The following is a 14,054-nucleotide window of genomic DNA, read 5'->3' as shown; positions in this document are numbered from 1 at the left end:
GTTCCCGCCGTTCGTTCGATGACGGCGGGAACGGGTATGATTCGTGTGTTTGCGTACGATCGACGCGCCGTGACGGTACGGTGAATATGACGATATGAAGAGGACAAGGGGATAGACATGGCATCCGATTTCTGGCTGATCGTGGGACTGGGCAACCCGGGCAAGAAGTACGAGGACACGCGGCACAACATGGGCTTCATGACCGCCGACGTGCTCGCCGAACGCTGGTCGGTCGCGTTCTCCGACCACAAGGGACTCGCCATGCTCGGCAAGGGCGCGATGAACCTGCAGGGGCGCACCGTCAAGTTCTTCCTCGCCAAGCCCCTGACGTACATGAACGATTCGGGCAACGCGGTCGCCTCCATCAGCGCCTACTACCAGATCCAGCCCGACCATATCGTCGTCATCCACGATGATATGGATCTGGAATTCGGCCGCATCAAGGTCAAGGCCGGTGGCTCCGCGGGCGGCCACAACGGCATCAAATCCATCGACAAGGCGCTGAACACGCCCAAGTACGCGCGCGTGCGCATGGGCGTCGGCCACGCCAAGCGCGGCGCGAACGCGCATGACAACACCATCAACTGGGTGCTCGGCGGATTCGGCCCCGACCAGCGCAAGCAGCTGCCCGACTTCCTCGCCGACGGCGCGGACGCCGCCGAAGACATCATCTTCAACGGACTGGCGAAGACCCAGGAGAAGTTCAATGGCCGCTGACGCTCAGGCGACGCACAACGCGCTGGTCAACGGTTCGCTGGCCGGCGTGCTCGCCGCGCTCGAGCGCGACGACACCTTCCACAAGCTTGCCGCCGGCGACATCGAAGCGTATACCGACCGCAACACCAGCCCGATCATCACCGTCGGAGCCCCCGAAGGACTGCGCCCGGCGCTCGCCGCGGCCGTCGCGCACCGCAAGCCGGTCGTGCTCGTCGTCGCATCGGGCCGCGAAGCCGAGGAAACCGTCGACTCGCTGCGCTCCTGGTACGACGGCGACCCGAACGAGATCGCCCAGCTCGAAGCGTGGGAGACATTGCCGCACGAACGGCTCAGCCCCCGCGCCGACACCGTCGCCAGCCGCATGGCCGTCTTCCGCCGGCTCACCCATCCGAGCACGGCGAACCCGATGTTCGGCCCCATCCGCATCCTCGTCATGCCGGTACGCTCGCTCATCCAGCCGGTCGTCAAAGGACTCGGCGACGTCGAACCGCTCGTGTTCACCCAAGGTGAGGAACTGCCGCTCGACGAAGCGTCCCGACGGCTCGTCGAAAACGCATACACACGCGTCGACCTCGTTATGGACCGCGGCGAATTCGCCGTACGCGGCGGCATCATCGACGTCTTTCCGCCCACCGCGCCGCATCCGGTGCGCATCGAATTCTTCGGCGACGAAATCGACACGATCCGTGAATTCCACGCCTCCGACCAGCGCACCTACGGCGACGGCATCCGCATCATCTGGGCCACGCCCTGCCGCGAACTGCAACTGACCCAGGCCGTGCGCGACCGTGCGAAGAGCCTCATCGGCCAGATCCCGAACGCCGACGACATGCTCGAATCCATCGCAGGCGCGATCCCCGTCGAAGGCATGGAATCGCTCATGCCCGCACTCATCGACGACATGGAACCGGTCACCGGCATGCTCGACAAACATGCGGTCGTCATGCTGTCCGACCCGGAAAAACTGCGCCGCGCCGCCGAAGACCTCGCGAAAACCGCGAACGAATTCCTCGCCGCCAGCTGGCACGTCGCCGCGTCCGGCCACGGCGCGGGCGCCCCGATCACGTTCGACCAGGCCAGCTTCCTTGACTTCGAGGATACCGTCAACGCGCTCGCGTACTCGGAACACGACGTGTGGAACCTGTCCAGCTTCGGCGTGGACACGAGCATGCCGAACCATGTGCAGCTCGCCGCACGCACTCCCGGCGAGTACCGCGGCGACGAGGCGAAGGCCGCCGCCGGCATCGAAGGACTGATCGACGCCGGATACCACGTCACCGTCACCGCCGCCGCGCAGGGCACGCTCGCGCGGTTGAAGCGCGCGATCAACGAGACCGGCATCGCCTCGTTCGACGTCATCCGCTCGCAGGCCATCGACGGCTTCGTCGACACGGCCGCGAAGGCTGCGCTGCTCACCGAACGCGACCTGACCGGCCGTTCGTCCGCCGCGGGGCAAACGAAAACACCGAAACGCCGTCGCAAGGCCATCGACCTGATGGAACTGAAGCCCGGCGACTTCGTCGTGCACGAACAGCACGGCATCGGCCGGTTCGTCGGCATGAAACAGCGCGAGATCGGCACCGGCGCAAACAAAAGCACACGCGAATACCTCGTCATCGAATACGCGCCGAGCAAACGCGGCGCCCCGGCCGACAAACTGTTCATCCCCACCGACCAGCTCGACCAGATCAGCAAATACATCGGCGCGGAGGTTCCCAAGCTCAACAAGCTCGGCGGTTCCGACTGGGCCGAAACCAAGGCGAAGGCGCGCAAGCACGTGCACGAGATCGCCGAGGACCTGGTCAAACTGTATTCGGCGCGCCAGCGTACGCCCGGCTTCGCGTTCAGCCCCGACACCCCGTGGCAGAAGGAGCTGGAGGATGCGTTCCCGTATCAGGAGACGGCCGATCAGCTGACAACGATCGACGAGGTCAAGGCCGATATGGAGAAGCCGGTGCCGATGGACCGTCTGATCTGCGGCGACGTCGGCTTCGGCAAGACCGAGATCGCCGTGCGCGCCGCGTTCAAGGCGATCCAGGACGGCAAACAGGTGGCCGTGCTCGTGCCGACCACGCTGCTTGTCCAGCAGCATTACGAGACGTTCTCCGAGCGCTACGAGGGCTTCCCGGTCACGGTCGCGGCGATGAGCCGCTTCCAGACGACCAAGGAGATCAACGAGACGATCGAGGGACTCGAATCCGGTGCGGTCGACGTGGTGATCGGTACGCACAAGCTGTTGAATCCGAAGATCAAGTTCAAGGATCTCGGTCTGGTCATCATCGACGAGGAGCAGCGCTTCGGCGTCGAGCACAAGGAGACGCTCAAGGCGCTGCGCACGAACGTGGACGTGCTGTCGCTGTCCGCGACGCCTATCCCGCGCACGCTGGAAATGGCCGTGACCGGCATCCGCGAGATGTCGACGCTCGCGACCCCGCCCGAGGATCGTCTGCCGGTGCTGACCTACGTCGGCGCATACGAGGATGCGCAGGTCACCGCGGCCATACGGCGCGAGCTGCTGCGCGGCGGCCAGGTGTTCTTCGTGCACAACCGCGTGCAGGACATCTCGAAGACCGCGGCGAAGATCCACGAGCTCGTGCCCGAGGCGCACGTGGGCATCGCGCACGGCAAGATGGGGGAGAAGCAGCTCGACCAGATCATCCGCGACTTCTGGCATCGCGACATCGACGTGCTCGTGTGCACCACGATCATCGAAACCGGTCTGGATATCTCGAACGCGAACACGCTCATCGTCGACAACGCCGACAAGTTCGGCCTCTCGCAATTGCACCAGCTGCGCGGACGCGTCGGCCGCGGCAGGGAGCGCGCGTACGCGTACTTCCTGTACGATCCGGCCAAGCCGATGACCCAGCAGTCGCACGACCGTCTCGCCACCATCGCGCAGAACACGGCGCTCGGGTCAGGCTTCGACGTGGCCATGAAGGACCTGGAGCTGCGCGGCACCGGCAACCTGCTCGGCGACGAACAGTCCGGGCACATCGAAGGCGTCGGCTTCGACCTGTACATCCGTATGGTCTCGGAGGCCGTCGAGGCGTACAAAGCGCCGGAAGTTAGCGTCGAACCGCTGGCGGTGACCATCGACCTGCCGATCGAGGCGTCGATTCCGGTCGACTACATCGATTCCGACAAGCTCAGGCTCGAAGCGTACCGCAAGCTCGCCGCCGCCCACACTGAGGACGATCTGCGCGAACTGGCGGAAGAGCTCACGGACCGCTATGGCAAGCTGCCCGAGGAGTTCGAGACGCTGTTCGGCGTGGCGCGGCTGCGCATGAAGGCGCGCAAGCTCGGCATTTCGGAGATCATCGCGCAAGGCAAGAACGTGCGCGTCGGCAAGATCGACCCGCCCGAATCCATCCAGATGCGCATCAACCGCATCTACCGCGGCGCGCAGTACCGTCCGCTCACACACACGTACACGATCCCCGCCCCATTCGCCGGCTCGCTCGGTTCCGGCCCCATGAGCGGCGAGATGGTCATGGACTGGACCAGCGACCTCCTCAACGACTTCGCATGGAGTCCGAAGAAAAAGTAGGTGAACGGCAGCGCCATTCGTGGACCGGTGTGTGAGCCGACAGGCGAGCCAGCGAAGCGCGGCCGTAAGGCCGTCCGAAATTGCAGGACCGCCGGCGTCAAGCAACCGGCGTGCGGAAGACCGTATATCCGGCCGACGGGAAGGAACCTGAGATGAAGCCGATATCTCGCAGTATGGAGCGGGTGGATCGTCTGGCCGTCCGGTTGACGCGGATTCATGCGGATTGGCTGTTGTATCTGGCCTGGTTCGTCATCTGGGTCGCACCTGGTTCGATGACCCACGGGACGATCGATCTGCCGCAACGGTTGGTGCTCATCCTGCTGGTTCCGTTCCTCCCCATACTGACGCTGGTGTGCTGGCGATGCATGCGTGTCAGGAACCTGCGTCACCCGTACTGGCGTTATCCGTTTGGCATGGCCGGTTTGTGGTTTCTGACCATGATCACGGAATTCATGGCGTTCACGATACTGGCGTCGTAGGATACGGCGGGTCGGGCGAATGACGGGACCCGCCGTCTGACATGAGCAGTGGCGCATGACCGGATAAGTCATGCGCCACTGCTCGCAATGGAGCTCAGCCGATCTTGTCGAAGCGGAATCCTCCGGCGGCCTTGGTGTCGTCGGTCGGGGTGAAGCGAATCCAGCTTTTCTCGCCGGCGTCGGAGACGGTTATGTCGATGGTGCTGCTCGCCACGTTGTCCGGCGTGCAGCTGATCGTCCTATGTTGTGTGCTCGCTTCGTCAACGGTCAGTTCGGCGTCGAAGCTGCCGGTGCCGGAGCAGACCATTGTCAGCCGGTACTTGCCGACCGGCACCGGGGTCAGCGACATGATGGCGGTCGCGGCTGGCGGCACGGTGTCGCCGTTCTTGTCCACGGTGGCCGCCGACCACCACGATGCCTTCGACGAATTGACCACATCGGCATTCTCGTCGTGCGTCATGTCGTCGTCGAATCCGACCGCCTGATTGACGGCGGCCATGCGCCTGACATCGTCGTCGCTGACCGGTTCGGACACGGTCAGCTTGTGCTCGTCCGTGATGCCGAGCTTGACGGCGATCGTCGCGGACAGCGGGAACGAGCCATCCACGTTGCGGATGTTCGTCGGCGTGTTCCGATCGGCGTCCGTCACCTCGAACGTGCTGAGCGCGGGCGTCAGCTGTGCGTACGTGCCGTCGTGGTAGGAGAGGAAGAACACGTACTCGCCGCCGACGGAGAGCTTGCCGGCTCCCGACCCGGAGGCGGTGTAGCCGTGCATGCTGATGATGTCTCCGGACTTCGGCAGTCCGTCCGTCGGATCCGCGTCGTTGCCGTTGGCGGCGCCGAGCACCTCGGCCTTGATCGTGGTGTCGTATCCGTCGTCCTGCGCCGGCGGTTCGGAGCACGAGACGATGCGCGCGTAGACGATCCGGTCGGATGACGCCGTCAGATCATCGATCGTGTCGAACCACTGCCAGTCGTATTGCACATGCTCGTCGCGTCCCTTGCACGTGGTGCCGGTGGTCGTGCCAGTTTGTGATGGCGCGGTGGATGTCGCGGCGGACGGTGTGCCGCAGCCGGCAAGTCCCGTGCACAACAGCATCGCGGTCAGCGCGGCGATGGTGCGGATGATACCCGATGAGCGTGCGGTCAGGCTGTTCATGACGACTCCTTTGTCCCGCGGGACCCGGTATGGGTCCTTCTTGTCTTCCATTGTCCGCCGTCCGCCGTGCCGAAGCGAACGTCCGTAATGCGGCGCATTACACTGGACGGTTATGAGCAACGAACCCGATGACGTGATCAACGAGAGCGTCGGAAACATCGACGGCGGCGAACCGCAGCCCGCCGCGGACGGCATGCATATCCGCCGCGCCGAGACGCGCGACATCCCGCAACTGCACAAACTCTTGCGCGAGGTGCTGGAAGTCCACCACCGGGGCCGCCCGGACCTGTTCAACACCGGCGTCACCAAATACACGGACGATGAACTGGCCGGCATCCTCGCGAACGACGAGACCCCGGTGTTCGGTATGTTCGCTGCCGACGACGCGACGCTGTACGGTTACGCGTTCTGCATCTTCGAACGGCACGAGCACAGTCATATCCTCACCGACATCACCACGCTGTACATCGACGACATCTGTGTGGACGAGTCGGCCCGCGGTCGGCACGTCGGCACCACGCTGTACCGGCATGTGCTCGATTTCGCGCGGGACGCCGGCTGCTACAACGTGACGCTCAACGTGTGGTCGTGCAATCCGGGAGCGCAGGCGTTCTATGAGCGGATGGGACTCAAACCGTACAAGATCGGCATGGAACAGATCCTGTGATGTGGATCCGTCGCGCGTGGCGAGGCCGTCCGATGGCGTAGTCCGCGCGATGTGACACGTAGGCGCATGACCGCATGCGGACTGCGAACATGAACGGCAAGTGAATGGCGGATGACCGGTGGCATGGCGGAGCCGCAAGGTTGTGAGCGCTCACATAATCGTGTCGCGCGATCTTGCGCGTCGTCCACAAAGCCCGGTATTCTTAAGGCTGTCATCACAACCTATACGTTAAAGGAGTAGTTGTGGCAGCAATTGAAAGCGTGTACGCGCGTCAGATTCTCGATTCCCGTGGCAACCCGACCGTCCAGGTCGTCCTCGACACCGAAGACGGCGCCCGCGGCCTGGGTCTGGTCCCGTCCGGTGCCTCCACCGGTGAGGCCGAGGCTTGGGAGCGTCGCGATGGCGACAAGTCCGTCTACGGCGGCAAGGGTGTTCTGAACGCGGTCAAGGCCGTCAACGAGGAGATCGCTCCGAAGGTCATCGGCATGGATGCCTCCGACCAGCGCGCTCTCGACGACCTGATGATCGAGCTCGACGGCACCCCGAACAAGGGCCGTCTGGGCGCCAACGCCATCCTCGGTGTCTCCCTGGCTGCCCTGTACGCCGCCGCCGAGTCCGCCGACGAACCGCTGTACCGCTACATCGGCGGCACCAACGGCCACATCCTGCCGGTCCCGAACATGAACATCATGAACGGCGGCGCCCACGCCGACTTCGCGACCGACATCCAGGAGTACATGATCTCCCCGTACGGCTTCGACTCCTACTCCGAGGCCCTGCAGGCCGGCGTCGAGGTCTACCACACCCTCAAGAACGTCCTCAAGAAGCAGGGCCTGAACACCGGCCTCGGCGACGAGGGCGGCTTCGCCCCGAAGATGAAGTCCAACAAGGACTCCCTGAACTACATCATGGACGCCATCTCCGCCGCCGGCTACGAGCCGGGCAAGCAGATCGGCATCTCCCTCGATGTCGCCTCCTCCGAGTTCTACAACAAGGAGACCGGCAAGTACCACTTCGAGGGTGACGAGCGCGACTCCCAGTACATGCTCGACTTCTACGAGCAGCTCATCGAGGAGTACCCGATCGTCTCCATCGAGGATCCGTTCAACGAAGAGGGCTGGGAAGACTGGACCGCCATCACCAAGCTGCTCGGCGATCGTCTGCAGTTCGTCGGCGACGACCTGCTGGTGACCAACCCGGCTCGCCTGGCCAAGGCCATCGAGCTCGGCGCCGCCAACTCCCTGCTGGTCAAGCTCAACCAGATCGGCACTGTCACCGAGACCCTCGACGCCATCGAGCTGGCTACGGCCAACGGCTACACCTCCATGGTCTCCCACCGTTCCGGCGAGACCCCGGACACCACCATCTCCGATCTCGCGGTTGCCAAGAACACCCGCCAGATCAAGACCGGTGCCCCGGCCCGTGGCGAGCGCGTTGCCAAGTACAACCGCCTGCTGGAGATCGAGGAGGAGCTCGGCTCCACCGCGAAGTACGCCGGCTACAGCGCGTTCAAGGCCTGCAAGAAGTACTTGGCCAAGTGAGCCTGTGACGAACCTTCATAAGGCCATTCGCTTCATGAAGGTCGCATAGTGTGCAATGCCCGCCGCATTCCCCGTCGAATGCGGCGGGTATTTTTATTGCCTATGAGATCACGATCGAATCCCGGCGCATCCCCCGGCAAAACCCGTAAGACCACGGCATCGGGCGCCACACGGAACGGTCGTGCGGCCCGGGGTGCGTCCGCGCCGAGTGCGAAGCGCGGAACGCGACGCACCGCGGCCAAGGCGAAAACCCGCAGCAGCGGTCCCATCGTATTCTTCGTCGCCCTGTTCATCGTCGCGTTGGGGGCCATCCAGCTGCTGTCGACGTTCTACACGTATGCGATCAGCGTCTCCGAACTCAACGGTCTCAAGCGTGAGGAGGCCGCGCTCATCGCAAAGAAACAGGATCTGGAAAACGATATCGCCCGGTGGAACGACAAAGCCTATGTCGCGGCGCAGGCTCGCGACAAGCTCGGCTTCGTCTTTCCCGGCGAACAGGTCGTGCATGTGCTGCACCCGGAGGCCGTCACCGGATCCGCGCCGAACGACAAGACCGATACCGGCGACGAGGATTCCGGCAAGAAATCGCTGCCCTGGTACAGTGAACTGGCCTATTCGTTCGAACAAGCGGACAAGAAGGCCGATGAGGCGACCACTGCCGGCAATGACCAGAAGAATGCGAACGGCACTTCGGGCACCACGCAAGACAACGTTTCCGATGGCACCGGAAGCACCGAAACCGACCACACCACGGAGGATCAGCAACAGTGACGAATCCAGCACACACCCCCGCCGACGGCATCGACCAGGCGATTCTCGACCAGGCTTCGCGGCTGGTCGACCGGTGCATGAACGACCCCGCCACCGATCATGACATTGCCGTCGTCGAACGACAGCTCGGACGGTATCCGCGTGGCATGGTCGCAGTCGGTGCGCGCTGCGTATGCGGCCGTCCGCTCGCCGTCGTGACCCGCCCCGTGCTTCCGGGCGGCATCCCGTTCCCCACCACCTGCTATCTGACCAGTCCGGAAGCGGTCAAGGCAGTCTCCCATGTGGAGGCGAACGGCGTAATGGCCGAGTACAACGATCTGCTCGCCGTGCCCGACGAGGAGGGGGAGCAGCTGCGTGCCGATTACCGGCGTGCGCATGACCTGTATCTCGCCTTTCGGCATGAACTGGCGCAACGGTTAGGCGACAGCGAGGAGCACATCGCCGGCATCAGCGCGGGCGGCATGCCCGTGCGCGTCAAATGCCTGCATGCGCTGCTCGCGCAGACGCTTGTGATGGGCGCCGGCGCGAACCCGATCGGCGACATGACCCTGTCCCGCATCGCCGACGAATTCGACCCGGCCGTATGCCGTTGCGCGGTGGACGCTGAATAGGCTCGGCAAAGGTCGAAAAGCCCGAACGGCATGAACCAGACAATGCAAGGAGAGGATGTTCGATGAACGACGAACAGCGTTCGGTAATCGTGGCCGGCATCGACTGCGGCACCAATTCGATCCGTTTGAAGATCGCGCGGGTGGACGAACACGGCATGCGTGACATCGTGCCGCGTACGTTGCGCGTGATACGACTCGGCCAGGACGTGGACAAGACGCACCGGTTCGCCGAGGAAGCACTGGAACGTGCCTATACGGCGGCCACCGAATTCGCTGCGATCCTCGCCCAGCATCAGGTGGATGGACTGAGGTTCGTCGCCACCTCGGCCACGCGCGATGCGGACAATCGCGACGAGTTCGAGGACAGGATCGAACGGATCCTCGGCGTGCGTCCCGAAGTCATCCCGGGCACGGAGGAAGCTGATCTGAGCTTCCTCGGCGCGACCAGCGTCGCGCCGCGCGGCGATCTGCCGGCCCCGTTCCTCGTGGTCGATCTCGGTGGCGGTTCGACCGAACTCGTGCTCGGCGGCGACGGCGTGACCGCTCCCGACACGCAGGTTCAGGCCGCATATTCGATGAACATCGGCTCGGTGCGCATGACCGAACGTCACTTGCACACCGACCCGCCGACCGAAGCCGAAATCGGCGAGGCGATCGCCGACATCGATGAGCATATCGACGAGGCGTTCCGGACTGTGCCGGCCGGAAGAACGCGCACGCTCATCGGCGTGTCAGGCACCGTCACCACCATGACTGCGCTCACGCTCGGTCTCAAGGAATATGATCACCGTGCGGTCGACGGCGTGCGCGTGCGCAACGAGGATGCCTACGAGGTGGACGATCGGTTCCTGCGCATGACACGTGCCGAGCGCCGCGAATACAAGACCATCCATCCCGGCCGCATCGACGTGGTGGGTGGTGGCGCGCTCGTATGGAACCGTGTGCTCGCCAAGGTGTCCGCCGCGGCCGAAGCCGACCACGGCGAGCCGATCGACTCGTTCGTCGCCAGCGAGCATGGCCTGCTCGACGGCATCGTGCTCGACTACGGCCGCCGACTGCTCGCGCAACGAGCCTGACGATGACGGACGCCGCTTGTCGGCACATGCCGAAAGATGACGTACAATAATACGGTTGGCCTGTTCGCGGGTCAACGCCCCTGTGGCGAAATGGTATACGCAGTCGACTTAAAATCGATCGCTTCGGCTTGCGGGTTCGAGTCCCGCCAGGGGCACCTTATTCGATCGGAAACACGGCGTTTTCTTTTGGCCGGTAAACTGGCCGGCGTTGTTGCCGGACGGCTGCGGAACGTGGCCGGGGAGTAAAGGAACGGATATGGCCGGTTGGTTGGATGTACGCCGTGAATCGAAGGACTCGCTGCCCACGATGCTGATGCAGGCGATCGTCATCGCGGCCGTGCTGTGCGTATGCGAGCTGATCAGCGCCCCGATCTATGTGAAGATGTCCGGCGGCGCGTTCGTGCCGCTGCCATGGTTCCTCATCGCCTCCCTGTTCGCCGTCGCGTTCGCATACACGGTCGGATTCGTGCTGCTGTGGGCCGTCGAATCGCTCACCGACCGGCTGGACATCCCCAGATTGCTGCCGTTCATCTATGCGTTGGCCGGACTGATCGGATTCGCCGCATGGGGATACGCCGTGTTCCCCGCCGTCATCGACTCGGTCCTCACGCCGGCACAAGGCATCGCTCTGACCGGCACTGCAAAGCTTGGCATCGGTGTCAACTGCGCGGCGGCGGGCTTCGTCTCCTTCTTCTTCGGCGCGATCCTGCCCGGCAAACTGGCGAATCGACGTACCGCGGTCATCGCGGCCGGCATCGCGACGATCGTGCTCGCCGTTCTTGGTGGCATCATCTACGGCATGACGCTGTCCGCGCTGTCCTGATCCGTATGCGCATCCGTCGAGCCGCGGGCCCGGCGTCGCGTCGCATGACACAAACCGTCGCTATACTGGCAGCTGATGTTCAGTATTCTCGATATGTTCAAAATCGGTGTCGGGCCGAGTTCGTCGCATACCGTCGGACCGATGGTCGCCGGTCAGCGGTTTGCGTCCTCGCTCGCCGAATCCGGCGTGCTTGACCGGGTCGCTCGCATCCGTGTCGTGCTGTATGGGTCCCTCGCCCTGACCGGACTCGGCCACGGCACCGACCATGCGGTCATGGCAGGACTCGAAGGCGGGCTGCCGGCCACCGTCAACACCGACCATGTGCTTACCATCCGCCAGGAATGCGAGGTGGGCGGCACGCTCAATCTCGACGGACGTCATCCGGTCGGCTTCGATTACGACCGGGACATCGTATTCGAACGCTGGCAGCGCATGGCCGCGCACCCCAACGGCATGCGCTTTCAGGCGTTCGACGCCGCGGGTAACCTGCTCGACGAACAGGTCTGGTATTCGATCGGCGGCGGCTTCATACGGCAAGGGCACCCCGATGACCTCATGATCGGCATCCATGACCGCCCGCCGGCAGGTACCTCGTTCGCTGACGACGACGAATCGGCATCCACCGATTTCGGCCCGCATGCACCATACGATTTCACGACCGGCGACGAACTCGTCGCGCTGTGCCGCGAACACGACCTGTCCATCGCCGAACTCGTCTGGGCCAACGAAACCGCCGCGCGCCCCGCCGACGACGTGCGCGCCGACCTGCTCAAGGTCTGGAATACCATGCGTGACTGCGTGACCAACGGCTGCACCAGCGAGCTTGCCACCCTTCCCGGCGGACTCGACGTGCCGCGCAGGGCCCCGAAAATGTACGCGCGGCTCGCCGCCAACAGCGACGTGCTCAAACGCAGCCATCGGCTCGACGCCGCGCTCGAAGCGTCCGACGCCGCATGGGTGGACCTGTTCGCGCTCGCCGTCTCCGAGGAGAACGCCGGAGGAGGGCGCGTCGTGACCGCCCCGACCAACGGTTCCGCCGGCATCATTCCCGCCGTGCTGCAGTATTACTGGCATTTCGTCGATTCCGCGAACGAGGACGGCGTGGTGACGTTCCTGCTGACGGCCGGTGCGGTCGGCTATCTGTTCAAGCGCAACGCATCGATCTCCGGCGCCGAGGTCGGCTGCCAGGGCGAGGTGGGCGTCGCCTGTTCGATGGCCGCCGCCGGCCTGTGCGCGGTGATGGGCGGCACGCCGGCGCAGGTCGAGAACGCGGCCGAGATCGGCATCGAACACAATCTGGGACTGACCTGCGACCCGGTGGGCGGACTCGTACAGATCCCGTGCATCGAACGCAACGCGATGGCTGCGAACACCGCCATCAATGCGGTGCGCATGGCCATGCTCGGCGACGGTTCGCACATCGTCAGCCTCGACCAGGCCATCAAGACCATGAAGGACACCGGCGAGGACATGATGGCCAAATACAAGGAGACGTCCGAGGGCGGCTTGGCCGTCAACGTAGTCGAATGCTGACCCGGTTGCGGTTGCGTGCCCGCGCATCGGCGGGTATCCTCGTGTACATTGTGCGTCACTAAGGAGGAACACATGGCGAATATGCCCAAGGTCAACGCCGAATTCGGCGCCGCTCCGGTCATCGAGTTCGAAGGCGAGGCTCCGGCCGGACTCAAGGCCGTGGAACTGGTCGAAGGCGACGGCCCGATGGTACGTCGTGGCGACACCGTGACCGTGAACTACCACGGTGTCGTCTGGGGCAAGTCCGAGCCGTTCGATTCGAGCTTCGACCGTCACCAGCCGGCCAGCTTCGGCATCGGCGTCGGCCAGGTCATCAAGGGTTGGGATCAGACCGTGCCGGGCCACAACGTCGGCTCCCGCCTGGTCGTCTCCATCCCGCCGGAGTACGGCTACGGCTCGCGCGGCGTCCCGCAGGCCGGCATCGGCGGCGGCGACACGCTCGTGTTCGTGATCGACATCATTTCGACCCGCTGACATCCGGGCCGGCACTGTGTCCGGTCCGATCGCGTTTTGCCCGAAACGTGGACGCGCCGGCGCAAGTCGGCGCTTTTTTCGTACCATACAACATCGTTGACAGACTTTGACCAAGGAGGACAACATGGCTGAAGAGAAAGTCGTCCCGCTCACGCAGGATGCCTACGACAAGCTGAAGGACGAGCTCGCCTACCGCGAGGGTCAGTATCGCGACGAGATCACCAAGCGCATCGCCGCGGCCCGTGCCGAAGGCGATCTGTCCGAGAACGGCGGCTATCAAGCCGCCCGTGAGGAGCAGAGCAAGAACGAGGGACGTATCAACGAGCTGACTGTCAAGCTGCGCAACGCGAAGATCGTCGAGGCTCCGAAGGCCGGCATCGTCGGCAACGGCTCGCTGGTGACCATTGAGCTCGCCGGCAACGAGATGACGTACGTGCTCGGCGCGCGCGACATGGCGTCCGTCACCGAATACGACGTGCTGAGCGAGGACTCTCCGATCGGCAAGGCTATCATGGGCGCCAAGGCCGGCGACACCGTCAGCTACCAGGCCCCCAACGGCCGCACGATCAGCGTGACCGTTAAGGAAGCCAAGCCGCTCGAGTAGGCTTGGCCGGACTTGAGATATGCGAATGTCCTGTTGCACGCATTGTCAG

13 protein-coding genes and 1 tRNA gene are annotated in these 14,054 nt (G+C 64.1%); 13 read left to right on the top strand and 1 reads right to left on the bottom strand.

The genetic code is table 11. The features are described from left to right. The first annotated feature begins 117 nt into the window (after positions 1-117). The 3 genes from pth to JS541_RS11435 all read left to right on the top strand — a co-directional run bounded on the left by pth (position 118) and on the right by JS541_RS11435 (position 4,746). Entirely contained in the window at positions 118-717 is a 600-nt protein-coding gene (gene pth, locus JS541_RS11445) for an aminoacyl-tRNA hydrolase (RefSeq protein ID WP_214374639.1), read from the top strand. After that, complete coding sequence (gene mfd, locus JS541_RS11440; RefSeq protein WP_214374638.1) at positions 707-4,267, top strand: transcription-repair coupling factor; 3,561 nt, start codon at positions 707-709, stop codon at positions 4,265-4,267. Before pth ends, mfd begins: the two co-directional genes overlap by 11 nt. Before the next feature lie 152 nt (positions 4,268-4,419). Next, positions 4,420-4,746: a hypothetical protein gene (locus tag JS541_RS11435; protein WP_214374637.1), complete on the top strand. Its 327-nt coding sequence runs from the start codon at positions 4,420-4,422 to the stop codon at positions 4,744-4,746. A 94-nt stretch (positions 4,747-4,840) separates the two neighbouring features. Here the strand turns inward: JS541_RS11435 and JS541_RS11430 are convergent, their stop codons facing one another. Then, complete coding sequence (locus JS541_RS11430; RefSeq protein WP_214374636.1) at positions 4,841-5,905, bottom strand: hypothetical protein; 1,065 nt, start codon at positions 5,903-5,905, stop codon at positions 4,841-4,843. 193 nt (positions 5,906-6,098) lie between these two features. On the opposite strand from JS541_RS11430, the gene JS541_RS11425 reads away from it, so the two are divergent. The 10 genes from JS541_RS11425 to greA all read left to right on the top strand — a co-directional run bounded on the left by JS541_RS11425 (position 6,099) and on the right by greA (position 14,005). Continuing rightward, the gene (locus JS541_RS11425; protein ID WP_214374673.1) at positions 6,099-6,572 is read left to right on the top strand and encodes a GNAT family N-acetyltransferase; all 474 of its coding nucleotides are present in this window, start codon (positions 6,099-6,101) and stop codon (positions 6,570-6,572) included. 242 nt (positions 6,573-6,814) lie between these two features. Then, the gene (eno, locus tag JS541_RS11420) at positions 6,815-8,113 is read left to right on the top strand and encodes a phosphopyruvate hydratase (protein ID WP_163230630.1); all 1,299 of its coding nucleotides are present in this window, start codon (positions 6,815-6,817) and stop codon (positions 8,111-8,113) included. 102 nt (positions 8,114-8,215) lie between these two features. Next, positions 8,216-8,884, top strand: a complete 669-nt coding sequence (locus tag JS541_RS11415; RefSeq protein WP_214374635.1) for a septum formation initiator family protein — start codon at positions 8,216-8,218, stop codon at positions 8,882-8,884. 77 nt (positions 8,885-8,961) lie between these two features. Next, on the top strand, positions 8,962-9,495 hold the full coding sequence (locus tag JS541_RS11410) for a DUF501 domain-containing protein (protein WP_214374672.1): 534 nt from the start codon (positions 8,962-8,964) through the stop codon (positions 9,493-9,495). Between the two features lie 62 nt (positions 9,496-9,557). Next, on the top strand, positions 9,558-10,571 hold the full coding sequence (locus JS541_RS11405; protein WP_214374634.1) for a Ppx/GppA phosphatase family protein: 1,014 nt from the start codon (positions 9,558-9,560) through the stop codon (positions 10,569-10,571). A 76-nt stretch (positions 10,572-10,647) separates the two neighbouring features. Beyond that, positions 10,648-10,726: transfer RNA gene (locus JS541_RS11400), tRNA-Leu, on the top strand. A 101-nt stretch (positions 10,727-10,827) separates the two neighbouring features. Then, complete coding sequence (locus JS541_RS11395; protein ID WP_214374633.1) at positions 10,828-11,394, top strand: 4-hydroxybenzoate polyprenyltransferase; 567 nt, start codon at positions 10,828-10,830, stop codon at positions 11,392-11,394. Between the two features lie 75 nt (positions 11,395-11,469). Next, positions 11,470-12,927 (top strand): L-serine ammonia-lyase, encoded by a 1,458-nt coding sequence (locus JS541_RS11390; protein ID WP_214374632.1) that lies wholly within the window; start codon positions 11,470-11,472, stop codon positions 12,925-12,927. Between the two features lie 72 nt (positions 12,928-12,999). Further along, positions 13,000-13,401 carry an FKBP-type peptidyl-prolyl cis-trans isomerase gene (locus JS541_RS11385; protein WP_214374631.1) on the top strand — a complete coding sequence of 134 codons (402 nt, stop codon included), beginning with the start codon at positions 13,000-13,002 and terminating at the stop codon, positions 13,399-13,401. 124 nt (positions 13,402-13,525) lie between these two features. Next, positions 13,526-14,005, top strand: a complete 480-nt coding sequence (gene greA / locus JS541_RS11380) for a transcription elongation factor GreA (RefSeq protein WP_214374630.1) — start codon at positions 13,526-13,528, stop codon at positions 14,003-14,005. The last annotated feature ends 49 nt before the right edge of the window (positions 14,006-14,054 follow it).

This window comes from Bifidobacterium sp. SO1 (genome assembly GCF_018555335.1).
In the GTDB taxonomy this organism is placed as follows: domain Bacteria; phylum Actinomycetota; class Actinomycetes; order Actinomycetales; family Bifidobacteriaceae; genus Bifidobacterium; species Bifidobacterium simiiventris.
This window is presented reverse-complemented; position numbering and strand designations above follow the sequence as displayed.

What these genes read in the sequence shown, in the direction of transcription:
- pth (WP_214374639.1), top strand. Translation starts at nt 118, where the DNA reads ATGGCATCCGATTTCTGGCTGATCGTGGGACTGGGCAACCCGGGCAAG.
- mfd (WP_214374638.1), top strand. Translation starts at nt 707, where the DNA reads ATGGCCGCTGACGCTCAGGCGACGCACAACGCGCTGGTCAACGGTTCG.
- JS541_RS11435 (WP_214374637.1), top strand. Translation starts at nt 4,420, where the DNA reads ATGAAGCCGATATCTCGCAGTATGGAGCGGGTGGATCGTCTGGCCGTC.
- JS541_RS11430 (WP_214374636.1), bottom strand. Translation starts at nt 5,905, where the DNA reads ATGAACAGCCTGACCGCACGCTCATCGGGTATCATCCGCACCATCGCC.
- JS541_RS11425 (WP_214374673.1), top strand. Translation starts at nt 6,099, where the DNA reads ATGCATATCCGCCGCGCCGAGACGCGCGACATCCCGCAACTGCACAAA.
- JS541_RS11415 (WP_214374635.1), top strand. Translation starts at nt 8,216, where the DNA reads ATGAGATCACGATCGAATCCCGGCGCATCCCCCGGCAAAACCCGTAAG.
- JS541_RS11410 (WP_214374672.1), top strand. Translation starts at nt 8,962, where the DNA reads ATGAACGACCCCGCCACCGATCATGACATTGCCGTCGTCGAACGACAG.
- JS541_RS11405 (WP_214374634.1), top strand. Translation starts at nt 9,558, where the DNA reads ATGAACGACGAACAGCGTTCGGTAATCGTGGCCGGCATCGACTGCGGC.
- JS541_RS11395 (WP_214374633.1), top strand. Translation starts at nt 10,828, where the DNA reads ATGGCCGGTTGGTTGGATGTACGCCGTGAATCGAAGGACTCGCTGCCC.
- JS541_RS11390 (WP_214374632.1), top strand. Translation starts at nt 11,470, where the DNA reads ATGTTCAGTATTCTCGATATGTTCAAAATCGGTGTCGGGCCGAGTTCG.
- JS541_RS11385 (WP_214374631.1), top strand. Translation starts at nt 13,000, where the DNA reads ATGGCGAATATGCCCAAGGTCAACGCCGAATTCGGCGCCGCTCCGGTC.
- greA (WP_214374630.1), top strand. Translation starts at nt 13,526, where the DNA reads ATGGCTGAAGAGAAAGTCGTCCCGCTCACGCAGGATGCCTACGACAAG.